The following is a 16,156-nucleotide window of genomic DNA, read 5'->3' as shown; positions in this document are numbered from 1 at the left end:
GGCCTCATGCCTCCTCTGTATCGATGCGGAACACTTCACGCTCGCCGTGCTTTTCGAGCAGCTCGAGCAGCATGCGGCGCATCAGCAGTCCGGGCTGATCGGATGCCATGTGGCATTCCTGCTGGCGGCGCACGTCGATGCACGCGTCGTAGTCGGTGGCTTCGAGAATCTCGCGGTCTTCATCGGTGATCGGCCGGTCCCAGTCGATCAGCTCCTGGGTCGAACATTGCTCTTCGGTGTCGTTGCGATAGAGCCATTGCACGAGCATCATCGTCCGGTCGTCGATCGGCGTCGCGCAGTTGTAGATGATGTGATGCACGCCGCTTGCCGGATACATGCAGCCGAAGCGCCGCGCGAACGGCAAGTACCATCGGTTCATCAGATGGCGCTCAGTGATGTCGTCGGTGGTGCCCGTGATGCGGAAGCTGGCTTGCGGGTTGCGGATCGGCACGCGCGTCTCGGCCTCAAAGCCCCATTCGTTCGGACGGAACTCGTACTTCGATGGCTTCGGATTGTCGAAGAGACCGAAGTTCGACTTGTGCACGAAGCTGAAGTGCGAGTTGTCGAACGAATTCTCCATCATGCGCAGCGGGCTTGTATTCCACTGTTCATAGAACTGCAGGATCCGCCGGTAGCCCGGTGCGGTTTCCTCGGCAAATTCGGGAATCGGCTGCAGCGGGTCGTCGAGCGCAACCCACGCGTAACCGTAGCGCTCCTCGCAGCGATACGACTGCACGATCGCGCGCGACGGAATCTCGCCGCCCGCGTTTTGCGGAATGCGCACGCACTTGCCGCTGCAGTCGTAGGTCCAGCCGTGATAGCCGCAGGCGATGTTGCCATCGGCATCGACGAATCCCTTCGAGAGCTTCGCCGTGCGATGGCAACAGCGGTCGCGCAGCGCATGCGGCTTGCCGCCCGCGCCTTTCCACAGGACGATCGGTTCGTCAAGCAGCGTGAACGGCTGCGGACCTGCGTCGAGTTGCGAGATCGGCATGACCGCGTACCAGAAGCGGCGCAAAACTTTCTGACGTGTAACCAGCATGATCGGACTCCTTGATTCCGTGAAGCCCGCTCAGGGCATGACCTTCGCGTTCTGGATGTACTGCAGCGTATAGGCGCTCTTATAGTCGGTGCTCGCTTTGAGCAGCTTCGCGCCGACCATGTAGTCGTAGGTCTGCTTCCAGCGCGTGTCGGTCATCGCGCCGATGCCGAGCGTCGAGGCGTCTCCGCCCGTCACGAGCTTCAGCTTCTTCAGTTGCGCCACGCCGAACGCGAGCTGCGCATCGGTCATCTCGGGATTGTCCTTCTTGATGAGCGCGTTGCCCGGCGCCGGATCGACGAGATAGCTTTTCCAGCCTTCCATCGACGCCTTCACGAAGCGCGCGACCACATCGGGCTTCTCGGCAAGAGTCTTCTTCATGCCGACGATGGTGGTGTTGTAGGGCGGATAGCCGGCGTCGGCAAAAAGGAAAAAGTGCGTTTTCACGTTCGCGCGTTCGGCCTGGAACGTCTCGGATGACGGATACGCCTGCATCGCGACGTTTGCATCGGCGAAGAACGGCTGAATGTTGAACGTATAGGGACGCGTCTGACCGTCGCTATAGCCATACTTCTCCTTGAGCCAGGGCCACCACGACGTGCGGCCCGAGCCCGCGACCAGGATTGTCTTGCCTTTGAGGTCCGCGAGGCTCTTCACGTCGTCGTGCGTGAGCATGCCTTGCGGGTCGAACTGAAATGAGGCGGCGACCGTCGTCACCGGAATCCCCGCCTCGACGCTCGACAGCACCTGGAAGTCGTAGCCGAGAATGAAGTCAGCCTGGCCGCCGACGAGCAACTGCATACCGTTGACTTGCGGGCCGCCCATCCTGATCGTGACGTCGAGCCCGGCTTTCTTGTAGAGGCCCGTGGCCTGCGCCTGATAGAAGCCGCCATGCTCGGCCTGCGCATACCAGCTTGTCAGGATGGTGATGTGATCGTCGGCGCGCGCCGATGTCGTCGAACAGATGCTCGCGGCTAGAACGATGCTGCTCAAGATGCGATTCAATACACGCATGAAAAGGGCTCCCCTGTTGGAACGTAGGAAGACCATGCGGACGTAAGAACGTGTCGGGCGCAATGCGCTCGGCGTGCCGGATGACGATCGAGGAAGATTCGGGGCGATTCACGCAACGCTTCCTGTCGACGGAATCCGGACGATTCCGTTCGAACGTCGAGGCTGGTCGACGTAGGCGCGCGATGCGCCCCAAGAGCAATGCCCCACGCCGGTCAGATACGCCGACGCTAGCCGCTTATACTCTGCAACGCTTTAAGCGATATCCATGCCAGAGATTCGTTGCCGGGACTGCCGGACCGTGTCGTTGCAAGCCTGTCAGAGAGGGCGATACAGGGGCAGCGGCGCCCAATCGTGAGGCATGGACGCACTGTGAAGGAACGCCTTCCTCACAGAGAGACGTTGTACGGTTTTATAAAGGTAGGTGGAAACCCAACCCTTTTTCTGACGGACGCTCTTCAATCAGACGGAAACGATTTTAAAGAGATCGAATACAGATGGGGCTCGCCGTGAGCACATGAATGGCGCTCGCTGTTCGCAGGGCGCGTTCAGGCGCCCCGCCAAGCGTCGAGCTCTGCGCGAAGCGCAGCCACTACGCCAGTCCAGTCGCCTCGTGTCGTTTGTCGAAACAAGTGCGCCTGTGCGTACCATGGACTATCACTTCTGTCGAGTTGCCATCTCCAGTCCGGCATGAACGGCACAGCAATCCATACGGGCTTTCCGAGCGCCCCCGCCAGATGCGCTACGGCCGTGTCGACGCTGATCACGAGGTCGAGGCGAGCGATCAGCGCAGCCGTCTCGGCGAACGTAGTAAGCTGCGCGGAAACATCGCGCAGCAGCGCGCGCTGCTCAAGCTGCGCGAGGCACGTCCGATCACTGTCACGTACATCATGTTGCAACGCGAAGAAGTCCGCGTCGGCATCGAATAACGGCGTCAGTTGTTCGAGCGATATAGACCGGTTGTGGTCATTCACATGTGTCCGGCTTCCCGACCATACGATCCCAACCTTCGGCCGTCGAGCAGAGGCGGCAAACAGATCGTCCCATTGACGGACAAGCGCGTCGTCTGCGTGAACATATGGACCGGTCACCGCGAGATCGGGTGCGCGAACCTTGAGCGCAAACGGCAGACTCAGGGTCGGAATGTGATAATCGAAATGCGGCACTTCTCCCGTCTCGCCGATGACTTCGGCCGCGCCCCGATAATTCTTCAGAAGCGGCAGCAGTGCATCCTGAACGCGCAACACGACGCGAGCTCCAGCCGCACTGAGCCGATCCACGAAGCGTACGAATTGCAGCGTGTCGCCAAACCCCTGCTCGTGATGAACGAGTATTGTCCTGTCACGTATCGGTTGCCCGCCGGTCCATAGGGTGCTCTGCGGAAAGCCGTGGCTACCGGTGCCATCGCGCCAACGCCATTCGTATTCGCGCCAGCCGTGTTCGAATTCGCCGAGCAGCAAATTCGTCTGAGCCCGATTGGTGCGGGCACCGACGTCGTTCGGATCGAGCGAAAGCGCCTTCTTGAATTGAAGCAACGCCTCATCGAAGCGTCGCAGATCTCGCAAGGCGACACCGAGATTGACGTATGCGCGCACGAAACGCGGTTTGAGCGCGATCGCCTGCCGGTAAGCATCCAGCTCGTCCTCATAGCGCTCCAACTTACCGAGCAGCGAGCCCCGGTTGTAATGCGCTTCGGCTGACTGCGGCTGGATTTTGCACAGATGCACCAGGATTTCGAGTGCACGCTGCAATTCACCAAGCTGTATCAGCTCCATTGCGACGCCATGCAATGAAGCGGCATGGTCTGGAAACCGGGCCAGGCAGCGCTCGAACAGCGCTATTGCATCGTCGTGACGTTGTGCCAACTGACACACCCGCGCGGCGAAATTCAGTTGTTCAAACGACACGGACATGTGCGCCGATGCCTGTATCAGAAACTCTGCTGCGCGTGCATGATCGCCTTGTTCGGCGGCGATGTAACCGAGGCCCGAAAGCGCTTCACTGTGGTCGGGGACGCTTGCGAGAATACCGTGCAGCAGACTTGCAGCATCGTCAAGTTGACCGGCCATGAGGTTCTTTTGGGCGGCGGCGAGAGCGTGTTCAATGTGCATTGTCACGGGATCTGCTGAACCCATTGACTCCGCCAACCCGGCGCTTCAAAGGGATCTGAAAAGTACTGGGTCTCGTGAATGACCTTCCCCTTGCGGAACTCCATAATGCTTACCGTGTAAGCCGGTCGCCCGTCATAGGTGATGGAGTATTCCGTGATCCATAGATTACCTTCTCCTTGAATTCGCCTGACATCGAAACCTGCTGGCTTGCCTGGATGATGACTCCGCAGTGCCTGCAAATTCATTCGTCCGAGGATTCGTTCGCCTGACTGGGGATAGTCACAGATGGCATCGTCATCGTAAATATCGTGTTCTGCGTCGAGATCGCCGGCCGCTGACGCTTGCCAGTGCGCATTCAGGGCTTCAATTATTTTCTCTTCCTGCATGGAGTGCCTCCGGCTACCTTAAGTTCACCTATTGCGTGCGTCGTGGGATAAACCCGGGCGCCCGTCCAGACGACTTCGAGACTCCACGAAGCATGTGCTCAATGTGTGCTCTTGCCGAGGTCTAAACTTCATCGTGATGGGCAGTTGCTAGCAAGGGGACGACTTCACGAATTGTCTACGATATCTTCGAGCCGGTGTCGAACGACCGTTCCTGGCCCTATCAAGCCGGAAAACATAGATGCATGGCTCAACCCCGATCCACAGGACCGGGAGGCAATGTACGCACTACTCGATGACAGGGACCGGCCGTACTACGAGCATCGCATGGCCGCGTGACGAACACTGCTGGCTCGTTTCCGAGCCTTTCGGGGCCGGCATCGCGAATGCCACGCGCCGAGAGGGCGAACCGACTCAGCCAAGCAGTGCAAGCTCCGGCATGGAAAACCCGGGAAGGAGGCAGACATGAGGCAATACAGCACGCGGGTTCCCCGCCTCGGCGTGGTCGCTGCGGTTATCCTGGCCGGCCCGATGCTATTCCAGCCGGCCTTTTCTCAGGACGCAAGCTTCCAGAAGTCAGGCCAACTGGCCGGTGCGGGAGCGCTACGACATATTCAGGCACGCATCACGGGTGTAGACCTGTCACACAACAGTGTGACCTTGCGCGACACGCGCGGCGAAATGGCCGTGATAGAAGTCAGCCCGGACGTCACAGAATTAAAAGAATTTGACGTGGGGGACACGGTGAAAATCGCATATAGAAACGCAATTCTGACGCACCTCACCAAGTCCGCATCCAGCGGCATCCGCGAGCGAATCGAAACCGAGGTTGTGCAGCCAACACAGGATGGCGAAGCCAGTTCTACCCAGAGCGTGGAGCTGCTGGCGACAGTGCTGAAAATCGACCGGAAGAAACGGTTGGTCACACTGCGCGGCCCGACCCTAACTGAGGAATTCGACGTTGCCCCAGACTGTTCTATTGACGGTCTGAAAATCGGAGATTCGGTCCGCGCGAAATTCGTCTCTGCCCGAGCAACTTCGGTTGAGCGGGTCGGGACTGCTCCGCAGTGATAGATGTGTCGCCCGGCGGCACTTGTCATTGCGACGCAAAACGGTTGCGCGATGTGCATGCATCTCCAATGGACAGCGTGTGCTGGAAAAAACGCGCTGCCGCCAAATCGCCGGAGCGGGCAAGAATGGCACCCGCCTATAATCACTATCAAAAGGTGGGCAGCGCCGTAGCGGGAAACTGCTGGAACGTAAGCGGAGGGCGGATGCGATGCGACGGTTGCAGAAGTTGTAGTGGGCTGAAGCAGCAGTTCGCTCCGCAGTTACATGCTTTGAGGCTCAACAATGAGGCGGCGTCGTGACTACAGACTCCAATAAAAATAGCATGGCTGCGCTGACGCTGGCTGCCATCGGAATTGTGTACGGCGACATTGGAACCAGTCCGCTATACACAATGAAGGAGGTATTCGCGAAACATCACGGTCTTTCGCCTGTCCCCGTCAATGTGCTGGGGGTGGTCTCGCTGATTTTGTGGGGCCTAATAATCGTAATTTCGCTCAAGTACGTAACTCTTGTTTTGCGGGCGGACAACCGAGGGGAGGGCGGAATTATGGCGATGACCGCGTTAGCGCTATCGTCGGTCACTCAGAAATCCCGTTGGTACTACCCGGTGATGCTGCTTGGCATGGTCGGCGCAGGGCTGTTTTTCGGCGACGGTGTGATTACGCCAGCCATTTCAGTCCTGTCGGCCATTGAAGGGCTGGAAGTGGCCGCACCTGCTCTTAAGCCGTATGTTATCCCTGTGACATTGGCCGTTCTGGTTGCACTCTACTTGTTGCAACGCAGGGGCACAGCCGGTATCGGAAAATGGTTCGGCCCGATTGTGCTGGTCTGGTTCATTACGCTTGCTGCGATGGGCGTTGCTAATATCGCTAAGAACCCGTTCATTCTGATTGCCTTTAATCCGCTCCACGCCCTCGGCTTTCTCATCCACAACGGGTGGTTGGCCTTCGTCGCTCTCGGTGCGGTTGTCCTGGCGCTTACTGGTGCGGAAGCGCTGTATGCTGATATGGGCCACTTTGGCAAGAAGACAGTTCGCCTGGCCTGGTTCTCTATCGTCGCTCCCGCGCTGGCACTCAATTACCTCGGGCAAGGCGCCTTGTTGTTATCGAATCCGGCAGCGGTTTCGAATCCTTTCTTTTTGCAGCTTGGCCCCTGGAGCGTCTATCCGCTCGTAGTGCTCTCGACGATGGCGACCGTTATCGCATCGCAGGCGACAATCTCTGGTGCATTTTCAGTGACCCAGCAAGCTATTGCGCTGGGCTTCCTGCCCCGGATGCGCATCCGCCAGACCTCTGAAAGTCACAAGGGGCAAATCTATATCCCACTCGTCAATTGGCTTCAGCTCACGGCTGTCATATTGGCCGTTGTGGGATTCGGCTCGTCTTCCAATCTGGCTTCGGCCTATGGCATTGCTGCGACCGCCACGATGTTGACGACGACGCTGCTGACGTTCTTCGTTGTTCGTTTCGGCTGGAAATTTCCGCTGTTGCTGTCGGTCGCAGCAACCGGATTCTTCTTGACGATTGACGTCGCTTTGTTCTCTTCCACGAGTTTGAAAATCATTAGCGGCGGCTGGTTTACGCTAACAATCAGTGCGCTGATGGTCATGCTCATGCTGACGTGGCGAAGGGGGCGCGAACTGGTATTCCAAAGCCTCCAACGCCAACTCATCCCTCTCGACGACTTCCTCCAGTCGCTCTTCATCAATCCACCACTGCGCGTGCCTGGTACGGCCGTATTCTTCCGTGCAGAAGGTGACGGCGTACCCCATGCGCTGTTGCACAACCTACTGCATAACCAGGTGCTGCATGAACGAACGATATTTTTGACTGTGTACGCCACCGACATCCCCAGAGTTCCGGATAGGGAACGCATCAAGGTGGTCCCGCATGGACACAACTGCTATCAGGTCAACGTCTACTATGGGTTCTCGGATGAGCGCGACATACCGCGCGCTTTGCAAGAAGGCCGGCATGCTGGGCTCTCGATTGACCCGATGCAAACCTCCTTCTTTATCGCCCGCCAGACAGTCCTCGCCACGCCGAAAGCCGGCATGGCGCTATGGCGGGAGGCCTTGTATTCCGCGATGTCTCGCAACGCTCGCGACGCGGCTGATTACTTCAAGATTCCGCCCAATCGGGTCATCGAACTGGGAGCGCAGGTGGAGATTTGAAGGGTAGTGCCAACTCGAGCGAAGAGTTTCGGGTCCGTCCTTGGCATGACGGCCTGTCGGCGCTTATCGTGGAAACCGCAACCACGCCGAACGTATATTCACGCAAAAGCACAACTTCTAAGGCTGCGGGTGCGGTATTCGAGCCGTGCCTTGGATGAGTGCAGGACGGGCTTTGAGATGTCTGGCCGCGTCCAATCGTTCAATATGACGTTTTCTTCGGCGACGGCGCGACCGGCTTGCGGAAGGTTTCCAGGACCGTTGCTGCCTCGAAGGATTTCGTAGCTGAGCGTGTGCTCTTCATCAGCGCCTCGATGCGTTCCGCGGTATCCGTGGAGGGCGCGGGGGTGTACACCATGATGCGCGTACCCGGAGCATCGGGCACCTCGAGCGACAGTGCATCCAGCTCGAGTACGCCCGCAACGGGATGCTCAATCACCTTTCGCCAGTCGCTGCGCTTGAGCACGTCGTGCTCCGCCCACCATTTGCAAAACTCCGAGTCGGTGTCGTTCAGTTCCTCGACGAGATCTCGAAGAAATACTTCGCCGGAGGGACGGAGAATGTAGTCTCCGCGGAACTGTGCGAGAACGCATTTCGCATAGGCGTCCCACTCTCGGAACAGCTTTCGGGCACCTTCCGCATGAAACGTGAACCACAGGAGATTGCAACGGCCCGCCGGCAGGTTTCTGAAGTCAGTGAACACTTTAGTTGCAGCCTCGTTCCACGTGACATAGTTCCAGTTGCCGTCGACCACATAAGCCGGCATGTTGCCTAATTGCTTCAGCATCCGGCGCACGGTGTCAGTCACGTTTTGCGCGATCGGATAAGGCCCGGGCGGCGTGTAATGGTTCGCAAGTTCAAAGAGGTGTGTCCGTTCGTGCGGAGAGAGTTTCAATGCATTAGCTATGCTCTCCACGGTTCGAAACGACACGTTGACTTCGCGGCCCTGTTCGAGCCACGCGTACCACGTGACGCTGATGCCCGCCTTCTCCGCAACCTCTTCACGACGAAGCCCAGGGGTTTTCCGGCGTGGTCCGGATGGGAAATCGATGTCTTCCGGACGCAGACGAGCTCGGCGAGTGCGCAAGAAATCGGCCAGTTCGTTTAACCGCTGCTGCTTTTCCACCGATTCGTCTCCTTGAGTTTCCTATTCCTGTTACTGCCATTACTAGTAATAGCAGTTGCTAGTTTAGCGAAACGAACCGTGTCACTCTGAGCCCGTCGCTGGCGTTCACCATCCGGTGTTCGGTGAAACGATTATATGTCGTGATCCGAATGAAGATGAAAGGCCCGTGCATGAACGACCGGCAGGACGACAAAAACATTCACGGAGACATAAATGCATCTTTCGTTTCGCCTGATCCGCGCAACCGGGCTGGCTCTCGCTGCCGCGTTGACGATTCCGTCCATGAGCGCGCGCGCCGACTACGCAGGAGCCGCGCGAACCTTCCTTTTCAACCCCGCCGTTCAGATCCCTTTCTCCGATACCGCTAAATTCAAAAAGAAGCCGCCCTACGTGATCGGCTTCGCCAACGCGGGGCTTGGCGACAGTTGGCGCGTAGTCATGCAGCACTCGCTGATGAAGGCGGCGGCGGAGCACACCGATGTCATCAAGCAGCTCATCGTCACTAACGGCAACATGGACGACGCGAAGCAGGCCGCCGACATCCAGGACCTGATATCGCGCGGCGTCGACTTGCTGATCGTCAGCGCGAACACCCAGAGGGCGCTCGATCCTGTCGTCTCGCGCGCGATGAAGCAGGGCATTCCCGTCGTGATGGTCGACCGCCGGATCTCTTCGGATAACTTCGTCTCCTTCGTGACGGGCTCGGATGCCATGATGGGGCGCGTGTGGGCGCAATGGATCGTCGAGAAACTGCACAGCAAGGGCAACGTCGTCATGCTTGCAGGACAGGCGGGTTCGAGCGTCAGTGCCGACCGCGAGGCCGCGGCCAGGCAGGTGTTCTCGCAGTATCCCGACATCAAGGTGCTCGACACGGTCTACTCGGACTGGAGCCCTGTCAAGGCGAAGCAGCAGATGCAGGCGATGATCGCCAAGTACGGGCATACCATCAACGCGGTCTGGTGCGCTCATGGCTTGCCCGTCGCCGGGTCCATCGACGCGTTCATTGCCGCGGGCTTCAAGGCCGGCGAAATCCCGCCTCATACGACGGCGGACCTCAACGGCCCGCTGCAGCTTGCGTTGAAGTACAAGATTCCAATGCTGGAGATCGGCTATCCGCCAACCATGGGCCGCACTTCCATCGAGGTTGCGCTCAAGGTTCTAAACGGTCAGACCGTGCCTAAGATCTACGAGATCAGTCCGCAGATCGCGCTGACGCGCGGGGACGAGACGGCGTCGGTGCCGCATCCGGACCAGTACATCGATCAGATCGTCGACAGCAAGGGACCGCCCGATGTAATCATCGACGGCGGAATGGGCCCGGGTTACAACCCGGCGACCTTCAAGGTCAAGCTGCCGGGTGAGAAATGAACGGGCACGCTGACATCAGCGCCGGGGATCTGCTAGAGGTGATTCGGATCACCAAGGAATTCCCCGGCGTGAAAAGCCTCGATCAGGTGTCGCTCGGTGTGCGCGCCGGTGAGATTCATGCGCTGGTGGGCGAGAACGGCGCGGGTAAATCGACGCTCACCAAGATCATGGCCGGCGTCTATGCGCCGGATTCGGGCGAGATACGTTTCGCCGGCCAGCCGTTGCAATGGAAATCGGCCGCAGACGCGAAACGCCATGGCATCCATGTGATCCACCAGGAGCTGGTGCTGTTTCCGCAATCTACGGTCGCTGAGAACATCTTCGCGGGCGCCGAGCCGCGCACGCGGATCGGGGTACTCGATCATGGCCGGATGAATCGGGATGCACAGGCGTTGCTGGGCGAACTGGGCGTGCGGCTCGATTCCCGCGAGCGCGTCGGCAACCTCTCCGTCGCCGATCAGCAGATGGTCGAGATCGCCAAGGCCATGGCTGGCGAGACGCGCGTGTTGATCCTCGACGAGCCCACTGCGGTCATCGCGGGCAAGGAAGTGCAATTGCTATTTGCGCGCGTGCGGGCGCTGCGGGCAAAGGGCGTCGCGATCGTCTATATCTCGCATCGGCTCGACGAGATATTCGAGCTGTGCGATCGGGTGACCGTGATGAAGGACGGCCGCAAGGTCGCGACGCAAAGTGTCGCGAACACCACGCGCGATCAACTGGTACGTCTGATGGTGGGCCGCGAGATGAAGGACATCTATCCGGACAAGCCGATCCTCGCGCCCGGCGTTCCGAACGTGCTGGAGGTGAACGGTCTGTGCGTGGGTAATCGCGTAGTCGACGCGTCGCTTACCGTGCGTGCCGGCGAGATAGTGGGCATCGCGGGCATGGTGGGATCGGGCCGCACGGAGCTCGCCGCAGGAATCTTCGGTGCGCTGAGAGCGCATCGCGGCACCGTCGACATAGGCGGTACCCGGCGCACCCGCATGACGCCCCGAACCGCCATCCGGCTCGGGCTGGGTTTTGTCACCGAGGATCGCAAGTCCCAGGGGCTGCTCATGCTGCTCGATGTCGCGCAGAACGTCACGGCCACCACCCTTGCGCAGGTGTCGCGCTTTGGCCTGATGCGCCCGGCGCTGGAGCGCGCAGCGGCACAGGCAGCAATCAACGAATACAGGATTGCAGGCGCCCATCCCGCCGGCGGCGTCGCCACGCTCTCCGGAGGGAACCAGCAGAAGGTGCTGATAAGCCGCTGGGTGCGCGTGTGCAAGCGTGTGCTCATTCTCGACGAGCCGACCCGTGGCGTCGATGTCGGTGCGAAAGCCGAGATCTACCGCGTCATGCGCGAATTGACCTCGCGAGGTCTTGGAATCCTGATGATCAGTTCGGAGTTGCAGGAGGTGATCGGCATGTCGGATCGCGTGCTGGTCATGCGGGAAGGCCGTATCAACGGCGAAGTGAGCGGCGAACAGATGACCGAGCACGACATCATGCGCCTTGCCACGACCGAAACGTCACAAACCACAGGAGACGCGCATGAGCACGCTTATTGATCGAACCGGCGGCAGGGCAACCGGCATGCGGCGCCACGTGGCGCATAACGCCGCTCCGTTGGCCGGGTTCTGTCTGCTGGTTTTGCTCCTGATCGCAGGCGCCTATGCCAGCGACCGCTTCGCGACCGTCGGCAACCTGCTGAATGTTCATCAGCAAGCCACGGGACTCGCCCTTGTGGCCCTCGGGCAGACGCTGGCTATTCTGACCGGCGGCATCGACCTCTCGGTGGGTTCGCTCATCAGCGCGAGCGCGACTCTCACGTCCGGCCTCGCGGACAACCCTCATGGCGGATGGACGAGCGCCATCGTTGTCGTGCTGCTGCTTTCAGCAGTAGTTGGCCTGATTAATGGCGGCCTCGTGCTGCGGCTCAAGGTCCATCCGCTGATCGTGACGCTCGGCATGGGCGCCGTTTTGCAGGGCGCGATTCTGTACTACTCACTCGGGCCGGCAGGCAATGTTCCCGACGGCTTCGATTCGATTGCCTACGGCCGCTTCCTGAACATACCGGTGACGGCGACGATCGTAGTACTGCTTTACTTTGCGCTGTCGTTTTTCATGCGCCGCACGCGCCTCGGACACTACATCTACATGGTCGGCGACGACGAACATGCGGCCAGCCTCACAGGCGTTCCCAAGGCGCGCGTGATCCTGTTCGTGTACGTCTTCTCCGCAATCTGCGCGGGCGTGACCGGTATCTATCTGGCTGCGCAATTCGGCTCCGGACAGCCCTATCTCGGCGTGAACTACACGCTGGCGTCGATCACGCCCGTGGTGGTGGGCGGCACCGTGCTGACCGGCGGCCGGGGTGGTGTGATCGGCACGCTGATCGCCGTCTACCTGCTGAGCCTTCTCAACAACCTGATCAACTTCGCCGGGATCGCGTCGCAGTACCAACTGATTGTCCAGGGGTTAGCCGTCATCATCGCGGTGTCGGTCAATGCGCAGCGCAAACGGGTGACAGCATGAGTTCGGTTCTCTCCAAACGTCCGTCGCTTGCACGCTATCTCTCGATAGATACAGCGCGCCGCTACGGCATCTATGTCTTCTTCGCGGTCCTGGTCATTGCCTCCGGTGTGTTTTCGCCTACCTTCCTGCGGCGCGACAATGTCGTGAACATGCTGATGCAGTTCGCGCCGCTTGGCATCGTCGTCATTGGGCAGGTGTTCGTGATCCTCGTAGGCGGGCTCGATCTCTCCGTCGCTTCCGTGATGGCGACGGCCGCAGTCATAGCTACGGGCTTCGACGGCACAAACGCATCGGCACCCGCGATCTTCGGCGCGACCGTCGCCATGTGCATGTGCTCCGGCCTGTTGAATGGACTGCTTGTCACGAAACGGCAGGTCTCGCCGTTTCTCGCGACGTTCGCTACGGCCGTCGTACTCGAAGGTCTTCGCTTCGCCTACACACAAGGCGCGCCCTCAGGCAACGTCCCGCCCGTTTTTCACGAGATGGGTACCGGCTTTGCCGCGGGACTGCCGGTCAACATACTGATCCTGGCCGCGTGCGCCACGTTGTTCGGCGTGTTGCTGCATCGGTCCACGTTCGGGCGGCGCGTCTTCATGGTGGGCGGCAATTCGGAATCGGCGCGTCTGGTGGGCGTACGACCGGATCTCGTGCGCATCGTCTGCTATGTACTCAGTTCGCTGTTGGCGGGACTGGCGGGGCTCATCCTGTCGGGCTTTGTCGGCATCGTCGACAACTGGGTCGGCAAAGGCTTTGAGCTCGATTCGATCGTTGCGGCGGTCATGGGCGGCGTCGCGCTGTCAGGCGGGCGCGGTACCTTGCCGGGCGGACTGATGGGCGCCGCGATTCTCATCATCGTATTCAACATCGTGTTGCTGATCGGCATGCCGGTTCAGGCGCAGACCATCGTCAAGGGCGTGATCATCATCGGCGCATCGGCCTGCTATGTGACCCGGCGGCGCCGCTAGCAGACCTGATTTCAGGAACGACGCTAGCGCGGGCGAGCGTCCAGCAGAGGAGGAGCAGGCATGAGAGCAGTCAGGTTTCATTGTGCACACGACATTCGCGTGGAGAACGTGCCGGACCCGAGCGGCATCGGCGCAGATCAGATGATCGTCAAACCGATGTGGTGCGGCATCTGCGGTACCGACCTGCATGAATACCAGGCAGGTCCGATCGTCGTCCCGACCGAGCCGCATCCGCTGACGGGGGCCAAGGCGCCGCAAGTGCTCGGCCATGAGTTCAGCGCCGAAGTGCTCGAAGTGGGGCGGGACGTGAAGAACGTGCGAGCGGGAGACCGCATATCGGTCATGCCGCTGGCATCTTGCGGGCAGTGCTATTACTGCGTGCGGGGCATGCGTCACCTTTGCACGAAGATGGGGTGCGTCGGCTTGAGCTGGGACGGTGGGGGCATGGCGGAATATACCGTTCTCAATGACTATCACGCGAACAGGCTGCCGGATAACGTCAGCGACAAGCAGGGCGCCCTGATCGAGCCCGCGGCGGTCGCCCTCTATGCGGTGGATCGCGGCGGCGTGACGGTCGGCTCGTCTGTGCTGATCACGGGCGCGGGGCCGATCGGCGTGCTGGCGGCGCTCGCGTGCCATGCGGCTGGCGCCAGCCAGATCTTCGTGAGCGAACCGAACCCCGCCCGTGCCGCAAAGATGTCAGAGTTCGGCGTGACCACGCAGATCTTCGATCCCACGGAGGGCGAGTTGCCGGAGAGGATTCGCGATCTGACCGAAGGCGTGGGAGTAGACGTGGCGATCGAATGTTCGGGCAACCAGCATGCACTGAACGCATGCGTCGACGCCGTGCGATCGGCCGGCGCAGTCGTTCAGGCCGGCTTGCACGTGGGCACCGCCACCGTCGATCCGATGAAGTGGTCGCTCAAGGACATTCACATAGAGGGCACGTGGTGTTATCCGGTCACCATCTGGCCGCGCATCATCGGCATGATCGCGAACGGAAAATTCCCGGTGGAGAAACTCATTCACGACCTGATCGACGCGGACGACGTCGTGGCCAAGGGCTTCGACGCCCTGAGCGACAAAGGTGGCGACAAGATGAAGATCCTGATCAACCCGCAGACGACCTGACAAGCGAGCACGCACGAATGACTGATCAAAACAAGGTGAAAAAGCCTTCGATAGGCTGGATTGGCCTCGGCAAGATGGGCACACCCATTGTCCTCAACCTGCTCAAGGCGGGTTACGACGTGGTCGTGTACGACGTCGATCCGGGGCGCCTCGGCGAACTCGCTACGCACGGCGTGAGGCCGGCGCCCGATATCGCGGCGCTCGCGGCATCGGCGCAACTCGTCTTTTCCATCATCCCCGATGACGCGGTTCTGTTGAAGGTCGCGCTCGGGTCGCAAGGTGTGTTCGCGAACCTGCCGGCGGGCGCCGTGTATGTCGACATGAGCACAGTGTCGCCGGCAGCATCTGCAGCCGTTCGCGACGCTGCGAAAGAGCGGGGCATCGGCTATATCGCGGCGCCGGTCTCGGGCAGCACCGTCCTCGCGGAGAAGGCCCAGCTCACCGTGTTCGCGTCGGGCCCCAAGGATGCGTTCGACGCGGCGCGCGGTGTATTCGAAGCGATCTCGGCGCGCCAGTATTACGTTGGTGAAGACCAGCAGGCGCGCTATCTGAAGCTTGCCATCAATCATCTGGTGGGGTCGACGGCGGTGCTGCTCGCGGAAGCACTCACGCTCGGCAAGAAGGGCGGCCTCGACTGGACCGAGATGCTGACCGTGATCGGCGATAGCGTCGCGGCTTCGCCGCTCATCAAGTACAAGCTCGACCCGCTCAAGCAGCGCGATTTCAAGCCGGCGTTTTCAGCGCGGCAGATGCTCAAGGACATGTCGCTGGTGGTGGATGCCGGCGAAGCCGCAGGTGTGCCAATGGCGGCCGCCGCCCTGGTGCGCAAGCAGTTCGCCGAGTATGTGGACGCGGACGGCGCGGAACTCGATTTCTTCTCGATCGTGCGCGCGGTTGAATTGAGCTCCGGCTTGCACAATTGAGCGCCGCTCGCATCACAACTATCAGGAGTCGCATATGCATTACACCGTTTATTGCCTTGACCATGACGGCATGGTCGAACGCCGCCTGTCCCACTACGACGCCCACAAAGCCTATCTCGCGACTGCGCCGGTCAAAATGGTGATGTCCGGCCCGCTGCTTGCGGCGGACGAGAAGACGATGATCGGCAGCTTCTTCCTCTATGAAGCCGACGACATCGGCCAGGTTGTCCGCTTTAATACGAACGATCCGTTCAACGAGGCCGGCATCTGGAAGAGCGTCGACATCCGCCCGTTTCTCAAGCGCGTCGACAACCGCTGATCCATGCTTCACGACCGATAAA

The 16,156-nt window shown here is 60.2% G+C and carries 14 protein-coding genes and 1 pseudogene; 10 read left to right on the top strand and 5 right to left on the bottom strand.

Annotated elements, in window-relative coordinates:
* Positions 1-4: 4 nt before the first annotated feature.
* The 4 genes from H281_RS0105535 to H281_RS0105520 all read right to left on the bottom strand — a co-directional run bounded on the left by H281_RS0105535 (position 5) and on the right by H281_RS0105520 (position 4,547).
* Positions 5-1,042 (bottom strand): aromatic ring-hydroxylating dioxygenase subunit alpha, encoded by a 1,038-nt coding sequence (locus tag H281_RS0105535; RefSeq protein ID WP_020066083.1) that lies wholly within the window; start codon positions 1,040-1,042, stop codon positions 5-7.
* Between the two features lie 30 nt (positions 1,043-1,072).
* Positions 1,073-2,053, bottom strand: a complete 981-nt coding sequence (locus tag H281_RS0105530) for an ABC transporter substrate-binding protein (RefSeq protein ID WP_020066082.1) — start codon at positions 2,051-2,053, stop codon at positions 1,073-1,075.
* Between the two features lie 545 nt (positions 2,054-2,598).
* Positions 2,599-4,161, bottom strand: coding sequence for a tetratricopeptide repeat protein (locus tag H281_RS0105525; RefSeq protein WP_020066081.1), 1,563 nt, complete (start codon positions 4,159-4,161; stop codon positions 2,599-2,601).
* A 2-nt stretch (positions 4,162-4,163) separates the two neighbouring features.
* Positions 4,164-4,547, bottom strand: coding sequence for a nuclear transport factor 2 family protein (locus H281_RS0105520; protein WP_020066080.1), 384 nt, complete (start codon positions 4,545-4,547; stop codon positions 4,164-4,166).
* A gap of 216 nt (positions 4,548-4,763) precedes the next feature.
* Here H281_RS0105520 and H281_RS37730 point away from each other — a divergent pair.
* The 3 genes and pseudogenes from H281_RS37730 to H281_RS0105510 form a co-directional block, all read left to right on the top strand.
* Positions 4,764-4,883, top strand: a pseudogene (locus tag H281_RS37730) (SOS response-associated peptidase family protein); the annotation flags it as partial.
* Between the two features lie 126 nt (positions 4,884-5,009).
* Complete coding sequence (locus H281_RS0105515; RefSeq protein WP_020066079.1) at positions 5,010-5,615, top strand: hypothetical protein; 606 nt, start codon at positions 5,010-5,012, stop codon at positions 5,613-5,615.
* 295 nt (positions 5,616-5,910) lie between these two features.
* Positions 5,911-7,788 carry a potassium transporter Kup gene (locus H281_RS0105510; protein ID WP_027804319.1) on the top strand — a complete coding sequence of 626 codons (1,878 nt, stop codon included), beginning with the start codon at positions 5,911-5,913 and terminating at the stop codon, positions 7,786-7,788.
* A gap of 199 nt (positions 7,789-7,987) precedes the next feature.
* Here H281_RS0105510 and H281_RS0105505 read toward each other — a convergent pair whose 3' ends face one another.
* A complete protein-coding gene (locus H281_RS0105505) occupies positions 7,988-8,911 on the bottom strand; it encodes a helix-turn-helix transcriptional regulator (RefSeq protein ID WP_020066077.1) in 924 nt (307 codons plus the stop codon).
* A gap of 213 nt (positions 8,912-9,124) precedes the next feature.
* Here H281_RS0105505 and H281_RS0105500 point away from each other — a divergent pair, with 213 nt between their 5' ends.
* The 7 genes from H281_RS0105500 to H281_RS0105470 are packed head-to-tail and all read left to right on the top strand — an operon-like array spanning position 9,125 to position 16,134.
* Complete coding sequence (locus H281_RS0105500; RefSeq protein ID WP_020066076.1) at positions 9,125-10,279, top strand: ABC transporter substrate-binding protein; 1,155 nt, start codon at positions 9,125-9,127, stop codon at positions 10,277-10,279.
* Complete coding sequence (locus H281_RS0105495) at positions 10,276-11,829, top strand: sugar ABC transporter ATP-binding protein (RefSeq protein ID WP_020066075.1); 1,554 nt, start codon at positions 10,276-10,278, stop codon at positions 11,827-11,829. Before H281_RS0105500 ends, H281_RS0105495 begins: the two co-directional genes overlap by 4 nt.
* On the top strand, positions 11,813-12,796 hold the full coding sequence (locus tag H281_RS0105490) for an ABC transporter permease (RefSeq protein WP_020066074.1): 984 nt from the start codon (positions 11,813-11,815) through the stop codon (positions 12,794-12,796). Before H281_RS0105495 ends, H281_RS0105490 begins: the two co-directional genes overlap by 17 nt.
* Positions 12,793-13,761, top strand: a complete 969-nt coding sequence (locus H281_RS0105485) for an ABC transporter permease (protein WP_020066073.1) — start codon at positions 12,793-12,795, stop codon at positions 13,759-13,761. The genes H281_RS0105490 and H281_RS0105485 overlap by 4 nt, the downstream gene beginning before the upstream one ends.
* Positions 13,762-13,821: 60 nt before the next feature.
* A complete protein-coding gene (locus tag H281_RS0105480; protein ID WP_027804317.1) occupies positions 13,822-14,892 on the top strand; it encodes a 2,3-butanediol dehydrogenase in 1,071 nt (356 codons plus the stop codon).
* A gap of 17 nt (positions 14,893-14,909) precedes the next feature.
* Positions 14,910-15,815, top strand: coding sequence for an NAD(P)-dependent oxidoreductase (locus H281_RS0105475; protein ID WP_020066071.1), 906 nt, complete (start codon positions 14,910-14,912; stop codon positions 15,813-15,815).
* A gap of 34 nt (positions 15,816-15,849) precedes the next feature.
* Complete coding sequence (locus H281_RS0105470) at positions 15,850-16,134, top strand: YciI family protein (protein ID WP_020066070.1); 285 nt, start codon at positions 15,850-15,852, stop codon at positions 16,132-16,134.
* Positions 16,135-16,156: the final 22 nt, after the last annotated feature.

This window comes from Paraburkholderia caledonica, assembly GCF_000383275.1.
GTDB lineage: Bacteria > Pseudomonadota > Gammaproteobacteria > Burkholderiales > Burkholderiaceae > Paraburkholderia > Paraburkholderia caledonica.
The sequence above is the reverse complement of the archived record's forward strand: the minus strand, read 5'-3'. Positions and strand labels throughout refer to the sequence as shown.

Coding starts and splice junctions, on each gene's coding strand:
- H281_RS0105535 (WP_020066083.1), bottom strand. CDS start 1,042: ATGCTGGTTACACGTCAGAAAGTTTTGCGCCGCTTCTGGTACGCGGTC.
- H281_RS0105530 (WP_020066082.1), bottom strand. CDS start 2,053: ATGCGTGTATTGAATCGCATCTTGAGCAGCATCGTTCTAGCCGCGAGC.
- H281_RS0105525 (WP_020066081.1), bottom strand. CDS start 4,161: ATGCACATTGAACACGCTCTCGCCGCCGCCCAAAAGAACCTCATGGCC.
- H281_RS0105520 (WP_020066080.1), bottom strand. CDS start 4,547: ATGCAGGAAGAGAAAATAATTGAAGCCCTGAATGCGCACTGGCAAGCG.
- H281_RS0105515 (WP_020066079.1), top strand. CDS start 5,010: ATGAGGCAATACAGCACGCGGGTTCCCCGCCTCGGCGTGGTCGCTGCG.
- H281_RS0105500 (WP_020066076.1), top strand. CDS start 9,125: ATGCATCTTTCGTTTCGCCTGATCCGCGCAACCGGGCTGGCTCTCGCT.
- H281_RS0105495 (WP_020066075.1), top strand. CDS start 10,276: ATGAACGGGCACGCTGACATCAGCGCCGGGGATCTGCTAGAGGTGATT.
- H281_RS0105490 (WP_020066074.1), top strand. CDS start 11,813: ATGAGCACGCTTATTGATCGAACCGGCGGCAGGGCAACCGGCATGCGG.
- H281_RS0105485 (WP_020066073.1), top strand. CDS start 12,793: ATGAGTTCGGTTCTCTCCAAACGTCCGTCGCTTGCACGCTATCTCTCG.
- H281_RS0105480 (WP_027804317.1), top strand. CDS start 13,822: ATGAGAGCAGTCAGGTTTCATTGTGCACACGACATTCGCGTGGAGAAC.
- H281_RS0105475 (WP_020066071.1), top strand. CDS start 14,910: ATGACTGATCAAAACAAGGTGAAAAAGCCTTCGATAGGCTGGATTGGC.
- H281_RS0105470 (WP_020066070.1), top strand. CDS start 15,850: ATGCATTACACCGTTTATTGCCTTGACCATGACGGCATGGTCGAACGC.